Source organism: Nocardia bhagyanarayanae, from assembly GCF_006716565.1.
Classification (GTDB): Bacteria; Actinomycetota; Actinomycetes; order Mycobacteriales; family Mycobacteriaceae; genus Nocardia; species Nocardia bhagyanarayanae.
The window spans coordinates 352,911-371,273 of sequence record NZ_VFPG01000002.1 but is presented as its reverse complement, the minus strand read 5'-3'; the positions used below and the strand labels follow the sequence as shown (position 1 = coordinate 371,273).

Sequence of the window (18,363 nt, the reverse complement as noted above, 5' to 3'; positions counted from 1 at the left end):
TCTACGGGATCGCAGCGAGCCGACGCAACTCTGATCCATAGCTGGATCAGATTGGGCCACAAAGCAAATGCGGTATGCGACCGACCAAGACCACTGGCTATTACACCCATCGCCGACGATTAGGCATCACCCCGGACGGGTGTGGATGCGCAGGTGGGTGGGGGTGCCGGCGATGAGGATGTCGCCGTGTTGGTCGGTGCGGGCGATGGTGGTGCCGAGGGAGTGGAGGGCGGTGAGGATTGCGGGGTGGGGGTGGCCGAAGGTGTTGTCCGGGCCGGAGCTGATGATGGCCAGGCGGGGGTGGACGGCGGTGAGGAATTCTTTTGTCGTGGTTTGGGATCCGTGGTGGGGGACCTTCAGGATGTCGGCGCGCAAAGGGGTGGGGTTGCGGAGTAGGCGGTGTTGGGCTGGGGATTCGATGTCGCCGGTGAGCAGGATTCGACCGGCCGGGGTGGTGGCGGTGAGGACGAGGGAGCGGTCGTTCGGTTCGTCGGTGGGATGTCGTGGGCGGGGATGAGTGGCGGCGGGCGATAGGACGGTCAGTTCGACTGGGCCGAACTGCATTACATGCCCGGCGGATAGTTCGAGTAGCGGGATTTCGGCGCGGGCCGCGATCTCGGTGATCTGGGCGGGGGCGGTGATGGGTGTGCGGTCGTCGGGAGTTCGTGAGCGCTGGCTCGGAGCGGGATTGTCGCCTTCGTCGATGCCGATCGTGGCTTCGCTTCGGTGCTCGCTCCAGGTGTGCGGCGTCGCCGCCGGACGACCGGCGGAGCCGCCCGAACAACAGTCCCCGGGATCTGGCACGGCGGCCCCTGGTCTCGCTTCTTCGCTCGAAGTCCGGTGGTGTCGAGCGGTTTCGGCATTGGACGATACGGCGGCGCGCGCCGAAAGTCCGACTTCATCGAGTTCGCCGGGTGCGGTGGCGATCGCGGCGACGGTGCGGCCGTGGATCGCGCCGGTCAGGCCGCCGATGTGGTCGGCGTGGGGGTGAGTGAGGGCGAGGAGGGCGATGTGGTGGATGTGGAGGCGGTCCAGGCAGGTGCGCATGGTGCGAGGGTCGGGTCCGACGTCGATGACGACGGCGGTGCCATGACCAACGGAGAGGGCCAAGCCGTCGCCTTGACCGATGTCGCAGGCCGCGAGAACCCAGTCGGGCGCAGGCCAACCCGGATTCCAGAGCCGGACGGGCAGCAGGACGGCCGTCGAGGACAGCACGATGACCGCCGCGATTCGGCGGATCGGAGCGACGCGCAGCGCACACACCGCGACGATGACGAACGCGGCAGCGGTCAGGCCGCCGATCGAACCGCCGGGCACGGTGATCGTCGCGCCGGGTAACGCGGCGGTGCGCTCGGCGACGGTGAGCAACCACCACAGCGGCGGACCCGCGCAACGCAGGACCAGTTCGGCGACCGGTGGCCACACGGAGGCGCAGGCGGCGCCGAGCGCGCCGATTACTGTGAGCGGCGCGATCACTGGTGCGACAAGCACATTCGCCAAGATCGCGACGACGCTGATCCGCCCGGTCAAGGCAACCATGATCGGCACGGTGACCGTGAAGGCGGCTGCCGAGACCGCGACCACCTCGGCGGGCAGCCGCCACCAGCCGCGGGCCCGCAGCCAATCGGCCCAGCTCGGCGCGAGCAGGATCAGCCCGGCCGTCGCCAACACCGACAGCGCGAATCCGGCGTTCACCGCGAGTTCCGGCCAGACCAGCAGCAAACCGATCACCGCTACGCACAATGCGGGCAGTGCCTGTTTGCGGCGGCCCGTGACCAGCGCGAGCAGCGTGATCGCGCCCATAGCGGCCGCGCGGAGAACACTCGGGTCCGGCCGAGCGACCACCACGAACATGACCAGCGCCGCGGTCGCGGCCGTCGCCGCCGCACGCGGACCCAACGTGAGCGTGCGCACGACGAACAACACGACCGTCAGGAGAATCGTGAAGTTCGCTCCGCTCACGACGCAAAGATGCTGTAATCCAGCGGTTTCGAAGTCCTCGCGGACCGGTTCGGGCAGACCGGAAGTATCCCCCAGTACCAACGCCGGAATCAGCCCTGCGGCGTCCGGCGGCAGCACGGCGGTAGCCGTGTCCGCGAAGTCGTCGCGCACCGACGCGGCCGCCCGCTGCCACCACGGCGGTGGTGCGACCGGCTTGGGCGGCCCGAGCGCATGCAGTGCGGCGACCGTCAGATCGCGGTTCTTCGGCGGCTGCGGCTGCGCCCGGAATTCGATCGGTTGTCCGGGCAACAGGTCGGCCCACTCCGGTCCCGAGGCGAAGACGACCACCCGGCCGCCGGAACGCACCGTCGCCTCTGCGCGGTGATACTCCCGCAGCGCGGCCCGGACGACCCAGCGCCGCTCTGCACCGAAGGTGTTGCTCGGCAATGGTTTCGGATCATCGGTCGGCGTCACGACGATTCGCAGGGACAGGCCGTACGCCTCGCGCATCGGATGCGAAGCGACGCGATATTCCCGCCATGCCGCCGCCAACGCGAAACCCGCGCCGAACAGTACGGCTGCCAGCAACGTCGATGCCACTGCCCGATGCACCTTGGCACGCGCGAAACGTCCCTGTCGCGAGACCATCGCCGATCCCGCTGCTGCCACGGCTGATCCGAGAGCCACCGCGATACCGACCAACCAGCCCGAGCCCAGCACGACGATCGTCACTGCCCAGCAGCACAGTGCGGCCGGAAGGAGACGGGCGTCCATGATCTGCGCACGTTCGGCCGACGCCGGTTCCCGCGCGTCGAGCGACGAGCTCATACCGTCACCAGATCGCGCAGGCGCGCCAGGCGGGCGGGGCCGATGCCGTCGACTTCACCGAGTTGTTCGAGATCGGTGAAGCGGCCGTTCGCCTTGCGCCAAGCCGTGATCGCGCTGGCGGTGACAGGTCCAATTCCGGGCAGGGCGTCCAGTTCCGCTTCGGTGGCCTTGTTGAGGTCGACCTTGCCGGTCGGTCCGGCGCTGGGACGGGAAGTGCCAGCCCCGCCGGTCGCGGTGATCGTGGTGCTGCCGTGCTGGGACGGTGCAACGGGAGCCGGGCCGGTGGCGCCGACGAGGATTTGGTCACCGTCCTGAACGCGCTGGGCCAGGTTGATGCCGGTCAGATCCGCGCCGTCGCGGGCGCCGCCGGCCGCGGCGAGCGCATCCGCCACCCGAGCGCCCTCGGGCAACCGCACCAATCCGCCGCGCTGGACCAGACCGACCACACTGACGACCAGCTCGGCGGTCTCAGGTGCGGGCAGCACTCCCGGCACGGCCGGAGCGGACTGTGCCGGAACAGGGCGCGCGCCAGACGGAGTCGCGCTGGTGCGTACCGCGGGCAACGGGGGTACCGCGTGCGCCACCGGACGCTCATGAAAGACCACGACGGTCGCCACGATCACCGCCACCAGACCGACCATCGCCAGAGTCAGCACACCGCGACGGCCGGGATCGATTCGTGCACCGTGAAAACGTTCCGGGACAAGGCGTTCCCACCAGCCCGGACCGCGTGGCGGCTCGTCCAACCAGCGCGGTGTATCCACCTGACCGACCAACTCGTCGTCGTCCACCGCCTCGGTGGATTCCGCAACGCGACGATCCGGCGGCAGCCGCTCCAAATGCCAACGCCCTGAGGGCTTCCCGTTCATATCGACGGGATGTTCCATCTCGCCCTCGGGTGATGCGTAGAAATGCCCACGAGCGGCTTTCCGGTCATCGCCACCGGACGCCGCGGAGGCGTCCGATCCGAATCCAACCCCCCGACTCGCCCCTACCCGGACGGTCAGCGCCCCGAGCCGCCGTCGAATCCGCTCGCGTTCGTCGTGTCGTCCCATGCCCGCGACCGTACGCAGCCGCCAGACCGAACAGGCCGCTGCGACCAGGCATTTCGCTAGACCTGTTGATAACCCGACCCCTGGGGACAACCCGCCCGCCAGCGCTCCGGCCGATGTGTCGCCCGCCACGCAAGGTCGATCTTGTCAGCGTCGTAGGTCTTCAAGAAGGCGACGCCGCGAGACTGACCGTCAATCCAACTGCTTGGCAAAGCAATTCGACAGCGGCAGCACCTCGTACGGCGAGAAGATCGGAATCCGGTGGTACCCGCAGCGGACATAGAACCGCACGGCCTCCGGCTGAAGATGGCCGGTTTGCAGGATCAGCCGTGGCAGGCCGGCGGCACGGACGGCGTCCTCGGCCGCGGTGAGGAGTGCGGCGGCGACGCCCGAGCCGCGGTGGGCGGGGCGAACGAACATCCGCTTCAGCTCGAGTTCGCCCGCGTTCCAGCGCAGCGCCGCGTGACCGGCGGCCTCGCCCGAATACGCGACGAACGTGCGATGCACGGTAGCCTCGTCGACCGCGTTCGGGTGGCCGCGCACCGTGCGGGCAAGGTCGGCGTACCGCGGTCCGACCTCGGCGGCCATCTCCTCGCGCAGTGTCACCGCGTCGGGATGCGCCCAGTCGACCGTCGCCACGGTCAGCGTCGAACTCGTCACCGTCGCGACGTTATCCGGCGTGGTGCGTGCGCGAACCGGTTGCGATCACCGTGATCGGCATTCACGCGCACCCGCCGGGCACCACCAGCACGCCGACCGCGCCGAGACCGAGGTGCACGCCGAGCACGGGACCGAACTCCGCGACGATGAGTTCCCGGATCCCCGGAATCAATTCGCGCAGTTGCCCGGCCACGGTTTCGGCCGCCTCGGCCGCCTCCAAGTGCTGCACGGCCACCGCCGCGCCGTCTTCTCCCGCGGCGTCCACGGCGGCGGCGACGAGCTTCGCGTACGCCTTGGATCGGGTCCGCGCTTTCTCGCGCAGCTCGAGCCGACCCTCGACGATCTGCAACAGCGGTTTGGTGACCAACTCGCTGCCGAAGAACGCGGCCGCGCTGCTCAACCGTCCGCCACGGCGCAGTTGTTCGGTGCGGTTGACCAGGAAGAAGGTGCGCGCCCGGCTGGCGGTGGCGACGGCGGTGTCGTAGACGATGTCCAGCGGCGCACCGGCGCGCGCCCTACGCGCCGCCGCGAGGGTCGGAAGCCCGGTCGCGAGGCCCGCGCCGAGGGAATCGACGAGGCGGACCTGGTCGGCGGCATCCATGTCGCGCACCGCCTGCCTGCCCGCCTCCCACGTGCCGGAGAGCTGACGCGAAAGGTGCACGGCGACAACGCCGTCGCCGCCGCTGCGCGCCAACGCCCGCTCGTAGACCTCGCGCAGTTCGCCGGGCGAGGCCGCCGAGGTGGTGACGGTGTCGGCGGCGTAGTCGATGTCGATCGGTTCCACGCCTTCGCGGATGGCGCGGTCGCCGACCAGGACGTGCAACGGTACGACGGCGATATCCAGCTCGTCGACGAGTTCGGCAGGGAGGCTCGCGGACGAATCGGTGACGACCACGACGGCCACGGACTACCGAACCTCCTGCAAGGTCTTGACCATCGCGTTGGCGACAGCGGTGTGCCCGGCCCAACCCCAATGGATCCCATCCGGATTGGCGTCGCCGGAGAAGATGTTCTCCCGAACGGCCTCACCGAGGTCAACCAGCGGCACCGACCTGCGCTCCGACCACTCCTGCAACGCCTTCACCGCGCGCGGCCGCCCGGAATGCACCCGCCCGTAAGCCTCGCAGTTGTGCACCGAGGGCAGCACCGCGACGAAAGGCAGATCCGGGCGCAGCTGCGCGAGCGCCTCGCGGGACTGCTCCAAGTAGTCGACGCTCACCTTCGGCGGCAGCGCGACCGGGCGACCCAGCTTCGACAGCTTCGGTTGCAGCCAGTTGTACATGGAACGGACGCGCCTGCGCAGACCCGGCGGACGCACATAGCGGATGAGCTCGCGCAGCGCGGTCGGCAGCGGCGAGGGCAGGGTGTCCATGCCGCCGACGGCGAAGACCACCGCGCCCGCGTTCGGCACGGCCGCCCACACCCGCGGGTCGCCGATCAGCGCCCAGTAGGCGTCGCGGCAGGTCCAGCCGATCCGGCCGACCAGCTCCACATCCCAATCCAGTTCGGCGCCGACGAGATTCGGCCAGATCCGTGGATCGTCGGCGGGCAAACCACCCTTCGGACCGAAGTAGGACAGCGAGTCGGCGATCACCAGGAGCACCGGACGCTTGGCCGGGACCTCCTCGGACTCGGGAACGACTGCACCGGCCGTCGCCGCGCTCGCACCTTGGGGCACGTGCTCCCCGGCGAGCTCGGGCGTGGCCGAAACGCTGTCGGCCTCTTCGACGCTCGAAGAACTCTCGCCCGCAGCCACTTCCGCCGGGACATCGACAACGTCGTGCGTCGCCGAATCGTCCTCGACAGCAGGCGGCACCTCGTCTTCCCGGTCGCCGACTGGCGCGGGCTGCTCGCCATCGCGCGCGATAGCCGATCCGGAGCCATCGCTAGGCACCGGCATTTCCGCCACCGCAGAAGCCTCTGCCGCACTCGCCCGACCGGCGACTTCACCCGATGCCACCGCGACCAGTTCGGACACGTCGCCCGATAACACCGCGATCTGTCCGGACACGTCGCCGCGTTCTGCCGCTTCCGAATCGGATGACACGCTAGGGCCCGACTCCTCCGAACCCACATCGCCCAGCGCGGCATCCACGGTCTCCGACGACCCGCGCGGATCCGACTCCCCGGAAACCGCCACAGCCTCGCCGCTCACCACAGCATCCGACTCGACAGCCGCACCCGCTACGGACCGCGAATCCCCCTCGGCGCCTTCGGTTCCCGACGCGTCGTTCTCCCCCGCACCGTCCTGGTCCGATTCGCCATCGTCCTCGGCACCCGAGTCCGCCGCGTCCCCGCCCGGCTCTCCACCGTCGACCGCATCCGATCCGGGCTCTACATCCCGCTTCGGCGGCGGCCCACCGAACAACGCGTCCGGCAGCTGCCGTTCCGGCTTGGCCGTCACTTGCTTGAACAACTCGTCCGGCACCGTGCGAAGGGGTTCCTCACCCTTCGCGGCGCTCTTCGCGGACGGCGCGGGCTTGGCGGCGGGGCCGCCGAACAGCGCGTCCGGAAGCCGGCGTTCCGGCTTGGCGGTCACCTGCTGGAACAGTTCGTCCGGCACCGACCTGATCGGCTCTTCAGAGGACATCGGGAGCTACCTTTGCCGCTGCGTTCCACACATCGAGGCGCCACCCGGGCTGTTCGATGCCTGGACCGTGGCTGCTCAGTTGCACCCAGCTGGTATTGGCCAGTCCTCCGAGGATCGGCCAGTTCTGCGGCGGCAGGTCGAGCAGCGCGGCCGTCAGGGCGGCGATCAGCCCGCCGTGCGCCACCAGGATGATAGTCCGGCCCGGCCAATCCTGTCGCTCGCTGAACAGTTCCTGGACGACGGGAAGAGCGCGCGCGCCCACCTCGAGCTTGCTTTCGCCGTTGGGCGGCCGATACGTCGCGTCCAGCCGCCAAGCGACGCGCGCGCCGGGATAGTCGGCGTCCACCTCGAGGTGGGTCAGGCCCTCCCAGTCACCGAGGTGGGTCTCCCGCAGGCGCGGATCACGCACGACGGGCACCGAGGTGTGCTCCGCGAGAGCGAGCGCGGTGTCGTAGGCGCGCTTGAGGTCGGAGGAGACGATCGCGATGGCGTTGCGCGAGACCAGTTCGCGCGCCGCCTCTTTGGCTTGTCTGCGACCGAGTTCGGTGAGATCGGTGTCGATCTGGCCCTGCATCCGATCCGAGGCATTCCATTCGGTCTGCCCGTGCCGCAACAGGATCAGGGTGCGCACACCGGCATACTTGCTCACTCGGCGCCGTTCCCCTCGTCACCCTCGGCGGCGCGCGGATCACCGACACCGGACACCGGAACCACCGGGCAGTCCTTCCACAGCCGTTCCAGCGCATAGAAATTGCGCTCGTCGTTGTGCTGGATGTGCACGACGACGTCGACGTAGTCCAGCAGCGCCCAGCGGCCCTCGCGGGTGCCCTCCCTGCGGACCGGCTTGTGACCGGCCTGCCGCAGCCGCTCCTCGACGTTGTCGACGATCGCGTTGACCTGGCGTTCGTTCGGCGCGGAGGCGATCACGAAGCAGTCGGTGATCACCAGCTGCTCGGAGACGTCGAGCACCACCACGTCGGCAGCCAGCTTCTCGTCCGCCGCCCGCGCGGCGACCTGCGCCATCTCGACCGCCTCGACAGATGCGCTCATGCCTTTTCAGCTACCTTCCGCTGCTCCGGGCACGTAGAGGTGCCGCTTCGATATGTACTGGACCACGCCGTCGGGGACGAGGTACCACACCGGCCGATTCTCGGCGGCGCGTCGCCTGCACTCACTCGACGAGATGGCCAGGGCCGGGACCTCGATCATCGTCACCGCATCGGCCGGAAGATCACGCAGATGTTCCTGGAGATGATCGGCGTTCAGCTCGTAGCCCGGACGGCTCACCCCGACGAACTTCGCCAGTTCGAACAGTTCCGCCCAATCCTGCCACGAGAGGATGTTGGCCAGTGCGTCCGCTCCCGTGATGAAGTACAGCTCGGCGTCCGGAAACTGCGCGCGCATCTCGCGCAGGGTGTCCACCGTGTAGGTGACCTTGCCGCGGTCGATGTCGGCCCTGCTCACCGAGAATCGCGGGTTGGAGGCCGTCGCGATGACGGTCATCAGGTACCTGTCCTCGGCCGGACTGACCTTTTTGTGTGCTTTCTGCCACGGTTGCCCGGTGGGGACGAAGATCACTTCGTCGAGGTCGAACCGGTTGGCGACTTCGCTGGCGGCGACCAGGTGCCCGTGGTGGATCGGGTCGAAGGTGCCGCCCATCACCCCTAGCTTGCGTCCGGTCCGGCCTGTCTCTTGCATGAGTGCCGAGCTTAATGCTCGGCCGCCGACCACCGCCCGGTCGCCCGGCTCCCGGTCCGGCGTCCGGTTCAGCGGCGCCGAGCGCGAAATGCGGCTGCTCCCGACCGACTGGCCGACGACAAACGTGCGGCGCGGCTCACGCCCCGTCGGTCGAACCGAAGCGGCGCAGGAACTCGCCCGCCAGCCCCGTGCCCGCTGCCGCGACCAGCGCCCCGACGGCGGGATGGACGATCAGCCCCGTCACCGCGCCCGCGAGTTCGGGCAGCCGCCTGGCGAACCAGTTGCGGACGTACTCCATGGTGGACAGATCCGGCTCGGCGGCGGTCACCGCCTCTTCGAGTTCGTCGACCCGCTCGGCGGCCTGGTCACGTAGCGGGCCGTCGGTGGGAAGCTGCGCGCGCAGCCGCTCGAACTCGGCGCGCAGGCCGGTGAGGTCGACACCGACGTTCTGCGTCGAGTCCCCACCCGCCTCGACCCGGCTGACGGTGTTGTGGTGGCCCACGGCGATCTGCCCGGGCACGTCGCCGCCGACGGACAGGTTGTAGTTGGCTCCGGATGCTTCGGTCACGGGTGGTGTCCTCTCAGTTCGTGGGGAAGGGCAAATCGAAAGTGGGGGCGCTGGACGATGGCGAGAGGCTCACCGTCGTCGGCGGCGTGGTCGTGGTCGTCGACGGCGGAATCGTGGTTGTCGACGGCGGGGTGGTGTCGCTCGGCGAGGTGGTCTCCGACGGTTCCAGCACCGCGACGCCCCGCAGCTCGAAGGTGATGGCCGAACCACCCGAGTCGGACGGGATGACCAGCTTCGCGGCATAGTTGCCGGGTTCGGTGGGGCTGAAGGTGAAGTCGTACACGCAATCCCCCGACCCGGCGGGCGGGCAGGGGTTGGGCGTCGCGCGGAAGACCGGGTCGCCGGACAGGGCGGCCGCTGCTTCGTTGTCACACGACAACCAGGGGAAATCGCCCGACCGGGTTACCGGGTCGCCGCCCGCAACCGCCTCGAAGGTGACCACGTATGTCGCCGGGCTGCAGTTCGTGGCCCCCGGTCCAGGATCCGTCCTAGGCGGTGCGGGTGTCCGCGGCGGAGCCTGGGCCGGACCGCTGGTCTGTTCCTGGGTCGTGGTGATCGGGAGCGGACCGGTCGTCGCGGTGGGCAGCACCGTCGTGATCGGCGCTTGGCCCGCTGGGGGCGGGGCGTCGCCGGAGGTCAGGCGGACCCCGGTGACGGTCGCGGCGACCGCCAGCGCGGCGACCACGCTGCCCGTCGCGACCGGATGACCGAGCGCGGTCGAACGCAGCGCCTCCCGCACCGTGTGCGATCCCGCCTGCTTCGCCGTGACGACCGTCGCGCTCGCCCCGACGCCGGCGGTCGCCCCGACCGCCATCCCGAGCGCCTGCTCGCGGACGTGCGTCTCCCTGGTGAAGTACGCGAGATCGGCGGCGTGACCCACGTGGGTCGCCGCCTGCGAGCCGAGCGAAAGCACCTCTTTCCAGCATCCCCATCGCAGGGACCTGCCGAGCACCGGCGACACGGCCCTGGCCAGTTCGCGCACCGGGTCGTGCCGTCCGCGGACCATTCCGGCCCGCAGCACCCGCACGACGACGATGTCGACCTCGCGAATCTCCGCGGGCGTCGCGCTGCCGACCACCCAATCGCGCAGCGGGAGAAGGTAGTCGGCCGGGTCCGGCGGCGGACCCTGCCACTCGGCGGTGAGCGCCGTCGGGTTGCCGGTCAGCCGGTAGCCCGACGCGCACCGTTCGGCGAGGTGGACACGCTCGAGCGCGGCCAACGCCGCCGCCGCGTCCGGCCTGCGGATCAGCACACCGAGCGCGGCGGGCGTCACCGTGGCGCCCGCCAGCGCGCACAAGGCCCGGAGGGCATCGCGCACATGACCGGCCAAACCGGCGACCATGGCCCGCTGGAGCACGCCGGGATCGGCGAAGAACTCACCGGAACCCGACATCCCGACCCACGCGGCGGCGCGCACCAGGGCGAGCGGATGGCCCCGCGCCGCCCGGCACAACCGCCTCGCCGCGTCCGTGTGGGGACCGAGACCGCGACCGAGCGTGCGGGCGATCAGTGCCATCGCCTGCGACTCGGGCAGACCCTGCACTTCCAGCGAATACCCGTGGCCCCACAGCGTTCTCGTCGTCGTCGCGACGATCAGATCACCGGAGGGCACCGTATCCAGCAGGCCTTCCAGATCGGCGGCGGAACCCTCGAAATCATCGATGACGATCAGCGCGCGGATCGATCCCATCAGCCTGCGCAGCGCGGTCGGATCCGGCCGGTAATCGACCGCGTCGTAGCAGGCCTGAAACAGGGATTGGAGCAGATCCTCGATGGCGAGCCCAGCCGCCGACAGGTACACGACGGCATGACCGCCTCGCGCGCGGTCGGCGGCGAAACGGCGAAGCAGCGTCGTCTTGCCGACGCCCGGCGGCCCCGAGACCTCCACGGGCACAGCACGATCCAACGATGCGGCGATGTTGCGCAGTTCGGGTAGCCGCCCGACCATCTCACCACGCGCCCGTGGGATCGGCATCCCGACCGGCTTGGTGCGCCGCCGCACGGTGGGCGGCGGGCCCTCGCGCACGAAGACCTGTGATCCGTGCGCGTTGATCACGACGTTGTGCTCGCCGACGACGACCTGTCCCGCGACACTGCCGCCGACAGTGACGCGGTAGCTCTCGCCGTGTTCCCCATCCATACGAATCTCCCCCGCGACCTCGGTCGTAGCGCAAGAGTAATCGATGGATTACTTTCCGGCTCTTCCTTTTTCACGTACCGAATGCCGATATCTTTCGTTCGGGCAATCAGTAATTTCCCCGCATACCTCGCGACCGGACGGCGACGGCATTGTTCAGCTGCCGACGATCTCCCGAATACCCGGCCGGAGAACGGTTTCCAGCTGAAACCAGGGCACCGTGACGACAACGTCGCCGGAACCCTGCTCGGCGGACGCGCCGAAATGAATCTCCATTCCGGCGGTGGTGGCCAGCCAGACGCGGTAGTTGTATTCGGCGGGCTCGAGCGCGCTGCCGGGTAACTCGATGTTCTGCGGCAGGAGGGCCGCGGCTCGGGTGGCGAGGGTGTCGAGGCCTCGGTCGAGATCGGTGAACAGGTCGGCGAGGGTGATCTCCCGACCGGTGCGCACGTCGGTCACATGACTCGTGCGCAGGACGACCGATGTATCGCCGGTGTTCACCAACACCGACAGCAGCCCGCTCAGCACCCGTGTCCCGACGTAGGTGACCTGTCCAGGCCCCGGCGCGAGCGTGGTCCGCGAATCCACCTGATCGATCCAGAAGCGCGCCGCCGCCTCCATACCGGTGTTGAACGCCGCCGCGGCGGGATCGTCACCCGCGACCCGCGGGACGTCGAGGACGTATCCCGGTCCTGAGACGAGCTCCGATGTCGCGACGCGCACCGGAACGCTCGGCGCTGCCGCGACGGCGTCCGGCTCGATGCCCGCCGCGCAGGTCGTCAGCAGCCCGGCCAGCACCGCGACGATGGCAGCGGCGGCGGCGTAGATCCTCATTCCGGTCTCCGAATTCGCGACGCACCGAGGCGATCTCGGTGTCTTCGCATACGGTCCGGTACGCCGCCAAAGAACGGCTGAGCATCCGCTGAAGAACGCCCTCAGCGCTCCCGCATATCGGCGAGCTGGTTACGCGTGTACTCGAGTTCGAGGCTCACCTGGGCCGAGGGTTCGTGCTGGGCCAGCGCCTCGAGTTCGGCGAGCACCTCGCCGAGCGCGGCGATCCCGTCCTCCCGCTCGGTCTCCGAGTCGGCGGACCAATACCGCAGCCAGGCCGCCGAACGCAGGCAGCGCGAGCGGGGACCGATCCGGTCGAGCTCGCCCCAGAGCTGGGCGGCCCGCAGGTACGCGAGCCGGGCTTGGTCCTCCGCGCCGCCCGCGTCCAACGCGGAGGCGGCCGACCAGACCAGCTCCGCCTGAAGTTCGGCGCGCGCGCGATCGCCGCGGATCAACCGCGCCGCCTCCAGGAACTGCTCACCCGCGTCGCGATACCTGCCGGTGACTCGCAACGATTTGCCGAATTGCCCACGCAACACGGCCATTTCGGCCGCAGGGTAGGGCTCGGAACCGGTAGCGAGCGGCGGCTCGAAGAGTTCGACGGCCTCGGCGTGCCGTCCGGCTCGGTGCAGTGCGCGGGCCGCGACAAAGGTCAGATGCACCGCGCCCGCGTCCGAAACGCCACCCCAGCGCGCGGCCGCGTGCAGGGCCGTCTCCGCCAGCTCCAACTCCCGTCCCGGTCTGCCGGAGAGCACCATGACCAGCTGCGCATGCCAGCGCGCCAGCGTCTCGGCGGGCAGCGCGCCCGCGCCCAACGCCAGCGCCTTGCGCAGGTACTCCTCCGCCTCGGCGGGCGCGTCGAGCAGCCTGGCCGCGGCCAGTTCGGCCAAGCGCTCGGCTTCCTCACCCCGTTCGTCCCCTCCCCCATCGCCGTTCTCTTCGGCGCACCCCGACCCGACGCCTTCCGGCGCTTCGTTCCCCATGTCGGGGATCGTTCGCGGAGCCGCCAATGAAACGCTTAACGAATCCTGATGGCCTCGGTCATGCCTTGGGGCGCTTGGATTTCGGCAGCTTGCTCACGATCGCGTCGTAGGACTGGTCGACGAGTTCGCGCAGTTCGTCGGCCGGTACCGCGCCGCCGACGCGGACGCTGTTCCACCCGTAGCGGCCGATATACGCCGAGGCGGTGACGTCGTCGGGATAGATCCGCACGAGTTCGTCGGCCTCCTCGCGGTTTCGACCGCATTTGAGGCCGACCGACTCGCCGCCGCCGAGGAACGCGAAGATCTTGTCGCCGACCTTGGCGACGACGTCGCCCTCCCACGGTTCGTCCTGCCACGCGCCCGGCTTGGCGAGGCAATAGGCGAGCAGCTGCGCGTCGTCCATCTCAGACCGGCAGGAGTCGGGAGACGACGTCGGTCAGCTGTCTGGCCGAACGGCATTCGTGCATGTCGATCACCTCGCGATAGCGGTCGGCGGCGGAATCGCCGGAGCCCCACTGGGTTCGCGGCTCCGGGTTGAGCCAGTGCGCGTGCTTGGCGACTCCGACCAGCGCGCGCAGCGTATCCAGTTGCGGGTCACGGTAATTCGTGCGGGCATCGCCCAGGATGAGCAGCGAGCTGCGGCTGGTGACGGCGTCGGGGAACTCCCGTGCGAACGCGGTCAGCGCGCCGCCGTAATCGGAATGCCCGTCGAAGCCGACGACGTCGGACTCGGTGAAGATCTTGGCCATCGCCTCGTCGAGCTGCGTGCTCGGGTCGAAGAACCGGGTCACCTCATCGGTGTTGTCGACGAACGCGAAAATTCGCACCCGCGAGAACTGTTCGCGCAACGCGCTCACCAGCAGCAGGGTGAAGTTGCTGAAACCGGCGACGGAACCGGAGACATCGCACAGCAAGACCAATTCCGGCCGTCCAGGATGCGGCTTGCGGTTCACCAGATCGATCGGCACGCCGCCGGTCGACATGGACTTGCGCAGCGTGCGCCGCAGGTCGATCTCGCCACGGCGAGCGTGCTTGCGCCGCACCGCGAGTCGAGAGGCCAGGATGCGGGCCAAGCGCTGGCTGCTGCGCCGTAGTTCGGCCAGCTCGCGTTCGGAGGCGCGCAGGAAGTCCACGTCCTCGGCCTGCCGGGCGACACCGTAGCTCGCGACCCGCTCACGTCCGATGCGTTCGGCCACCCGCCTGCGCGTCTCGGCCTCCACGGCGGCGCGGAAGCCGTCGATGCGCTGACGCGCCGCGCGCCGGGCGATCTCGGCGTCGAACTCGCTGGTGTCCGGCCCGACGGCCAGCCCGGCCAGGATCTTGGCCAGCAACGTCTGCGGCTGAACCTCCTTGAGCGCCTGGTAGGCCGAGAACGAGGGCCCCCGCGCGGACTGATACTGGCCGAGCTGTTCGACCAGCTGCCCCGCCAGCTGCTCCAACCGCCGACCGGGATCGTCGAGCGCGAGCAGTTCGGCGAGCATTTCGCGCAGAGCGGGAATGTCCACCTCGCCCGCGGGCGTGCGCGGGATCGCCACCTCGTCGGCGGCCACGCCGCGCTGACCCACCGCGACCGGGAACCACAGGTCGAACAGCCCGTCGAAGGTCGCGCGGTGGGTGGTGCGGCGCAGCAGCGAGCACGCCAATCCCTCGCGCAGCACGTCGCGATCCAGCAGATCCAGCACCGTCATCACGCGGCCCGCGTCCACCGTCTCCGACGGCCCGACCGGGATGCCGCGGGCCCGCAGCGCCTCGACGAAACCGACGAGATGGCCGGGCAGCCCGTGCGGGGCGTCCAACGACACCGAATCCGCCGGGCCCGATCCCGCGACCACGGCTCAGGCCAGCTTCAGCTCGGCCAGCGCGCGCTGGTGATCGCTCTGGTGTTTCAGCACGACGCCGAGAGTGGCGCGCACGGTAGTGTCGTCCAGGTCCTTCAGGCCGAGCGCCAGCAGGGTGCGGCCCCAGTCGATGGATTCGGCGACCGAGGGCAGCTTCTTCAGCTGCATCCCGCGCAGCACGTGCACGATGCGCACCAGCTGGGCCGACACCGCGGCGGACAGCTCCGGCACCCGGCTGGCCAGGATGCGGCGCTCGAGTTCCTCGTCCGGGAAGTCCAGGTGCAGGTACAGGCAGCGGCGCTTGAGCGCCTCGGACAGCTCCCTGGTGGCGTTGGAGGTCAGCACCACGAACGGCTTGCGGCTGGCGGTGATGGTGCCCAATTCCGGGACGGTGACGGCGAAATCGCTGAGCACCTCGAGCAGCAGGCCCTCGATCTCGACGTCGGCTTTGTCGGTCTCGTCGATCAGCAGCACCGTGGGGTCGGCGCGGCGGATGGCGGTCAGCAGCGGCCGGGAGAGCAGGAACTCCTCGGTGAAGACGTCGGCTTTCGTCTCCTGCCAATCGTTTTCGCTGGAGGCCTGGATGCGCAGGATCTGCTTGGCGTGGTTCCACTCGTACAGCGCGCGGGCCTCGTCGACGCCCTCGTAGCACTGCAACCGCACCAGTTCCGCGCCCGCGGTCTGCGCGACGGCACGGGCCAGTTCGGTCTTGCCGACACCGGCCGGGCCCTCGATCAGCAGCGGCTTGCCCAGCCGGTCGGCGAGGAACACCGAGGTGGCGGTGGCCTTGTCGGCCAGATAGCCGGTGGTGGCGAGCCGCTCGATCACATCGTCGACCGAGGTGAAGATCGGCTCTTGCTGAGCATCGGCCACTGGTCAGTCCTTCCTTCGAAAAGCAGGAGGCGGTCGCCTCCGAAAAGCCCGCGCGGCGCGGACTACACCGGCCGGGTCTGCCCGTCGCCCCAGACGATCCACTTGGTGGAGGTGAGCTCCGGCAGCGCCATCGGGCCGCGTGCGTGCAGCTTCTGGGTGGAAATGCCGATCTCGGCGCCGAAGCCGAACTGCTCGCCGTCGGTGAACGCGGTGGACGCGTTGACCATCACCGCCGCCGCGTCGACCCGGCTGGTGAACTCCCGCGCCGCCGCCAGTTCGGCGGTGACGATGGCCTCGGTGTGGCCGGTGCCCCAGGTGTTGATGTGCTCGACGGCGGCGTCCAGGTCGTCGACGATCTTGAGCGCGATGTCGAGGGTGAGGTACTCCTCGCCCCAGTCGGCGTCGGTGGCGGGCACCTGACCGGGCAGGTCGCCGTGGATGGTGACGCCGTGCCGCTCCAGTGCCGCGGTGAGCTTGGGCAGCGCGGTGTCGGCGATGGCCTTGTCGATGAGCAGCGTCTCGGCCGCGTTGCAGACGCTGGGCCGGCGGGTCTTGGCGTTGATCAAGATCTGCTCGGCCATCTCCAGGTCGGCGGCCGCGTGCACGTAGACGTGGCAGTTGCCGGTGCCGGTCTCGATGGTCGGCACGGTGGCGTCGCGCACCACCGCGTTGATCAGCCCCGCGCCGCCGCGCGGGATCACCACGTCGACCAGGCCGCGCGCCTGGATCAGGTGGGTCACGCTGGAGCGGTCGTGGCTGGGGAGCAGCTGCACGGCGTCGGCCGGAATGCCCTGCGCCGCCAGTGCTTTGCGCAGCACGTCGACCAGCGCGGCATTGGACTCGGCGGCCGAGGAGGAACCGCGAAGCAGTGCGGCGTTGCCCGATTTCAGCGCGAGACCGAAGGCGTCGACGGTGACGTTCGGCCGGGCCTCGTACACCATGCCGACCACGCCGAGCGGCACCCGCACCTGACGGACCTCGAGACCGTTGGGCAGCGTCGAGCCGCGCACCACGCCGCCGATCGGATCCGGCAGACCGGCCACCTGACGCAATCCGGAGGCGATGCCGTCGATGCGCGCCTTGGTCAGCCGCAGCCGGTCCAGCAGCGAGGCCTCGGTGCCCGCGGCCTCGGCGGTCGCGATGTCCTTGTCGTTGGCCGCCAGCACCGTGTCGGCCGCCGCGAGCAGCGCGTCTGCGGCGGCGTGCAGCGCCTCGTTCTTCTGCGCGGTGGTCAGCTGGGCCAGCGCCCTGGACGCGACGCGGGCCTTTCGCGCGGCGTCGTGTACCGCCTCGCGGACATCCAGCTCGGTCGTCGTTCCTACCGTCATGGGTACAGCCTACGCACCGGGTCGGCGGCGCTTTCCACCTGCTCGAGCACCCCGGCGCGCGGACGGACCGTCATGTTGCGTGCGGGCGCGGCGACCGGGGACTACCGTCCGGCGGTATGACCGCTGACGCTCCCGCGATAGCCGTGCTCGGCAGCATCAACATGGATCTCGTCACCACCACTCGGCGACGCCCGGCGCCAGGTGAGACGGTGCTCGGCAGCGGATTCACCATGGTGCCGGGCGGCAAGGGCTCGAACCAGGCGATCGCGGCGCGACGGGCGGGTGGCGCGGTGTCGTTTCTCGGCGCGGTCGGATCCGACGTGTTCGCGGGCGACCTGCGCCGGGTGCTCACCGCGTCGGGCGTCGGCGCCGACCGGCTGCGCACGGTGCCGGGCCCGAGCGGGATCGCCGCCATCGTGGTGGACGACACGGGTGAGAACAGCATCATCGTCGTCGGCGGGGCCAACGCGACGCTGACCGAGCTGACCTCGGACGATCTCGCCGTGATCGCCGCGTCCGATGTGTTGCTGTGCCAGTTGGAGATTCCGGTGCAGACCGTTGCCGCCGCCGCGCGCCACGCTCGCGCCAACGGAACGGTCGTGATGCTCAATCCATCGCCCGCGCAACGTCTTCCGTCGGAGCTGTGGGAATTCGTCGATGTGGCCGTGGTGAATTCGGGTGAGGAGGTGGAGCTGGGCGGTGCGCTGAACGCGGTCGAGCACCTCGTGGTCACCCGAGGGGCGGCGGGCGCGACCTATCGCGGCCCGGACGGCGCCGAGCTGTCGGTTCCCGGCCTGCCGGTGGACGTCGTCGACACCACCGGCGCGGGCGACACCTTCACCGGCGCGCTGGCCGCCGCCTGGCATCGCGGACCGCGTACCGCGCTCCAATGGGCTTGTGCCGCAGGAGCTCTGGCCACGACACGGCTCGGCGCGAGCACTGCGATACCCGACCGCGAACTCATCGAGGCCCTGCTCGGCGAACATTCCGTCTAGCCGGCTCTCCCCCGCCGCTCCGGCGGCCCGCGAAGGCGGTT

At 69.8% G+C, this 18,363-nt stretch carries 17 protein-coding genes; 1 reads left to right on the top strand and 16 read right to left on the bottom strand.

The window, feature by feature from the left end:
- Nucleotides 1-126 precede the first annotated feature (126 nt).
- The 16 genes from FB390_RS33990 to FB390_RS28360 all read right to left on the bottom strand — a co-directional run bounded on the left by FB390_RS33990 (nucleotide 127) and on the right by FB390_RS28360 (nucleotide 17,327).
- Nucleotides 127-2,769 carry a ComEC/Rec2 family competence protein gene (locus tag FB390_RS33990; RefSeq protein ID WP_221639428.1) on the bottom strand — a complete coding sequence of 881 codons (2,643 nt, stop codon included), beginning with the start codon at nucleotides 2,767-2,769 and terminating at the stop codon, nucleotides 127-129.
- Nucleotides 2,766-3,638, bottom strand: coding sequence for a ComEA family DNA-binding protein (locus FB390_RS28435; protein ID WP_141812322.1), 873 nt, complete (start codon nucleotides 3,636-3,638; stop codon nucleotides 2,766-2,768). Before FB390_RS28435 ends, FB390_RS33990 begins: the two co-directional genes overlap by 4 nt.
- 375 nt (nucleotides 3,639-4,013) lie before the next feature.
- Complete coding sequence (locus tag FB390_RS28430; RefSeq protein WP_342780453.1) at nucleotides 4,014-4,481, bottom strand: GNAT family N-acetyltransferase; 468 nt, start codon at nucleotides 4,479-4,481, stop codon at nucleotides 4,014-4,016.
- Nucleotides 4,482-4,542: 61 nt separating this feature from the next.
- The gene (locus FB390_RS28425) at nucleotides 4,543-5,385 is read right to left on the bottom strand and encodes a DegV family protein (protein ID WP_141812321.1); all 843 of its coding nucleotides are present in this window, start codon (nucleotides 5,383-5,385) and stop codon (nucleotides 4,543-4,545) included.
- Between the two features lie 3 nt (nucleotides 5,386-5,388).
- Complete coding sequence (gene octT / locus FB390_RS28420) at nucleotides 5,389-6,084, bottom strand: diglucosylglycerate octanoyltransferase (protein ID WP_141813135.1); 696 nt, start codon at nucleotides 6,082-6,084, stop codon at nucleotides 5,389-5,391.
- A 976-nt stretch (nucleotides 6,085-7,060) separates the two neighbouring features.
- Nucleotides 7,061-7,720 carry a histidine phosphatase family protein gene (locus FB390_RS28410; protein WP_141812320.1) on the bottom strand — a complete coding sequence of 220 codons (660 nt, stop codon included), beginning with the start codon at nucleotides 7,718-7,720 and terminating at the stop codon, nucleotides 7,061-7,063.
- Nucleotides 7,717-8,121: a ribosome silencing factor gene (gene rsfS / locus FB390_RS28405; RefSeq protein ID WP_067787352.1), complete on the bottom strand. Its 405-nt coding sequence runs from the start codon at nucleotides 8,119-8,121 to the stop codon at nucleotides 7,717-7,719. Before rsfS ends, FB390_RS28410 begins: the two co-directional genes overlap by 4 nt.
- Before the next feature lie 6 nt (nucleotides 8,122-8,127).
- The gene (gene nadD, locus FB390_RS28400) at nucleotides 8,128-8,769 is read right to left on the bottom strand and encodes a nicotinate-nucleotide adenylyltransferase (RefSeq protein ID WP_141812319.1); all 642 of its coding nucleotides are present in this window, start codon (nucleotides 8,767-8,769) and stop codon (nucleotides 8,128-8,130) included.
- A 136-nt stretch (nucleotides 8,770-8,905) separates the two neighbouring features.
- On the bottom strand, nucleotides 8,906-9,337 hold the full coding sequence (locus FB390_RS28395) for a hypothetical protein (protein ID WP_141812318.1): 432 nt from the start codon (nucleotides 9,335-9,337) through the stop codon (nucleotides 8,906-8,908).
- A 13-nt stretch (nucleotides 9,338-9,350) separates the two neighbouring features.
- Nucleotides 9,351-11,477, bottom strand: coding sequence for an ATP-binding protein (locus tag FB390_RS28390; RefSeq protein ID WP_141812317.1), 2,127 nt, complete (start codon nucleotides 11,475-11,477; stop codon nucleotides 9,351-9,353).
- Between the two features lie 153 nt (nucleotides 11,478-11,630).
- On the bottom strand, nucleotides 11,631-12,308 hold the full coding sequence (locus FB390_RS28385; RefSeq protein WP_141812316.1) for a hypothetical protein: 678 nt from the start codon (nucleotides 12,306-12,308) through the stop codon (nucleotides 11,631-11,633).
- Nucleotides 12,309-12,409: 101 nt separating this feature from the next.
- Entirely contained in the window at nucleotides 12,410-13,288 is an 879-nt protein-coding gene (locus FB390_RS28380; protein ID WP_141812315.1) for a hypothetical protein, read from the bottom strand.
- A gap of 58 nt (nucleotides 13,289-13,346) precedes the next feature.
- A complete protein-coding gene (locus tag FB390_RS28375; RefSeq protein WP_141812314.1) occupies nucleotides 13,347-13,691 on the bottom strand; it encodes an MmcQ/YjbR family DNA-binding protein in 345 nt (114 codons plus the stop codon).
- Nucleotide 13,692: 1 nt separating this feature from the next.
- Nucleotides 13,693-15,120, bottom strand: a complete 1,428-nt coding sequence (locus FB390_RS28370; RefSeq protein WP_141812313.1) for a vWA domain-containing protein — start codon at nucleotides 15,118-15,120, stop codon at nucleotides 13,693-13,695.
- Nucleotides 15,121-15,123: 3 nt separating this feature from the next.
- On the bottom strand, nucleotides 15,124-15,999 hold the full coding sequence (locus FB390_RS28365; protein WP_141812312.1) for an AAA family ATPase: 876 nt from the start codon (nucleotides 15,997-15,999) through the stop codon (nucleotides 15,124-15,126).
- Between the two features lie 62 nt (nucleotides 16,000-16,061).
- The gene (locus tag FB390_RS28360) at nucleotides 16,062-17,327 is read right to left on the bottom strand and encodes a glutamate-5-semialdehyde dehydrogenase (protein WP_141812311.1); all 1,266 of its coding nucleotides are present in this window, start codon (nucleotides 17,325-17,327) and stop codon (nucleotides 16,062-16,064) included.
- A 116-nt stretch (nucleotides 17,328-17,443) separates the two neighbouring features.
- Between FB390_RS28360 and FB390_RS28355 the strand changes: the two genes are divergently transcribed.
- On the top strand, nucleotides 17,444-18,322 hold the full coding sequence (locus tag FB390_RS28355) for a ribokinase (RefSeq protein ID WP_141812310.1): 879 nt from the start codon (nucleotides 17,444-17,446) through the stop codon (nucleotides 18,320-18,322).
- Nucleotides 18,323-18,363: the final 41 nt, after the last annotated feature.

Bases quoted from the DNA above. Each gene is read 5' to 3' on its own strand.
- FB390_RS33990 (WP_221639428.1), bottom strand. From the start codon at position 2,769: ATGAGCTCGTCGCTCGACGCGCGGGAACCGGCGTCGGCCGAACGTGCG.
- FB390_RS28435 (WP_141812322.1), bottom strand. From the start codon at position 3,638: ATGAACGGGAAGCCCTCAGGGCGTTGGCATTTGGAGCGGCTGCCGCCG.
- rsfS (WP_067787352.1), bottom strand. From the start codon at position 8,121: ATGAGCGCATCTGTCGAGGCGGTCGAGATGGCGCAGGTCGCCGCGCGG.
- nadD (WP_141812319.1), bottom strand. From the start codon at position 8,769: ATGCAAGAGACAGGCCGGACCGGACGCAAGCTAGGGGTGATGGGCGGC.
- FB390_RS28390 (WP_141812317.1), bottom strand. From the start codon at position 11,477: ATGGATGGGGAACACGGCGAGAGCTACCGCGTCACTGTCGGCGGCAGT.
- FB390_RS28385 (WP_141812316.1), bottom strand. From the start codon at position 12,308: ATGAGGATCTACGCCGCCGCCGCTGCCATCGTCGCGGTGCTGGCCGGG.
- FB390_RS28380 (WP_141812315.1), bottom strand. From the start codon at position 13,288: ATGGGGAACGAAGCGCCGGAAGGCGTCGGGTCGGGGTGCGCCGAAGAG.
- FB390_RS28375 (WP_141812314.1), bottom strand. From the start codon at position 13,691: ATGGACGACGCGCAGCTGCTCGCCTATTGCCTCGCCAAGCCGGGCGCG.
- FB390_RS28360 (WP_141812311.1), bottom strand. From the start codon at position 17,327: ATGACGGTAGGAACGACGACCGAGCTGGATGTCCGCGAGGCGGTACAC.
- FB390_RS28355 (WP_141812310.1), top strand. From the start codon at position 17,444: ATGACCGCTGACGCTCCCGCGATAGCCGTGCTCGGCAGCATCAACATG.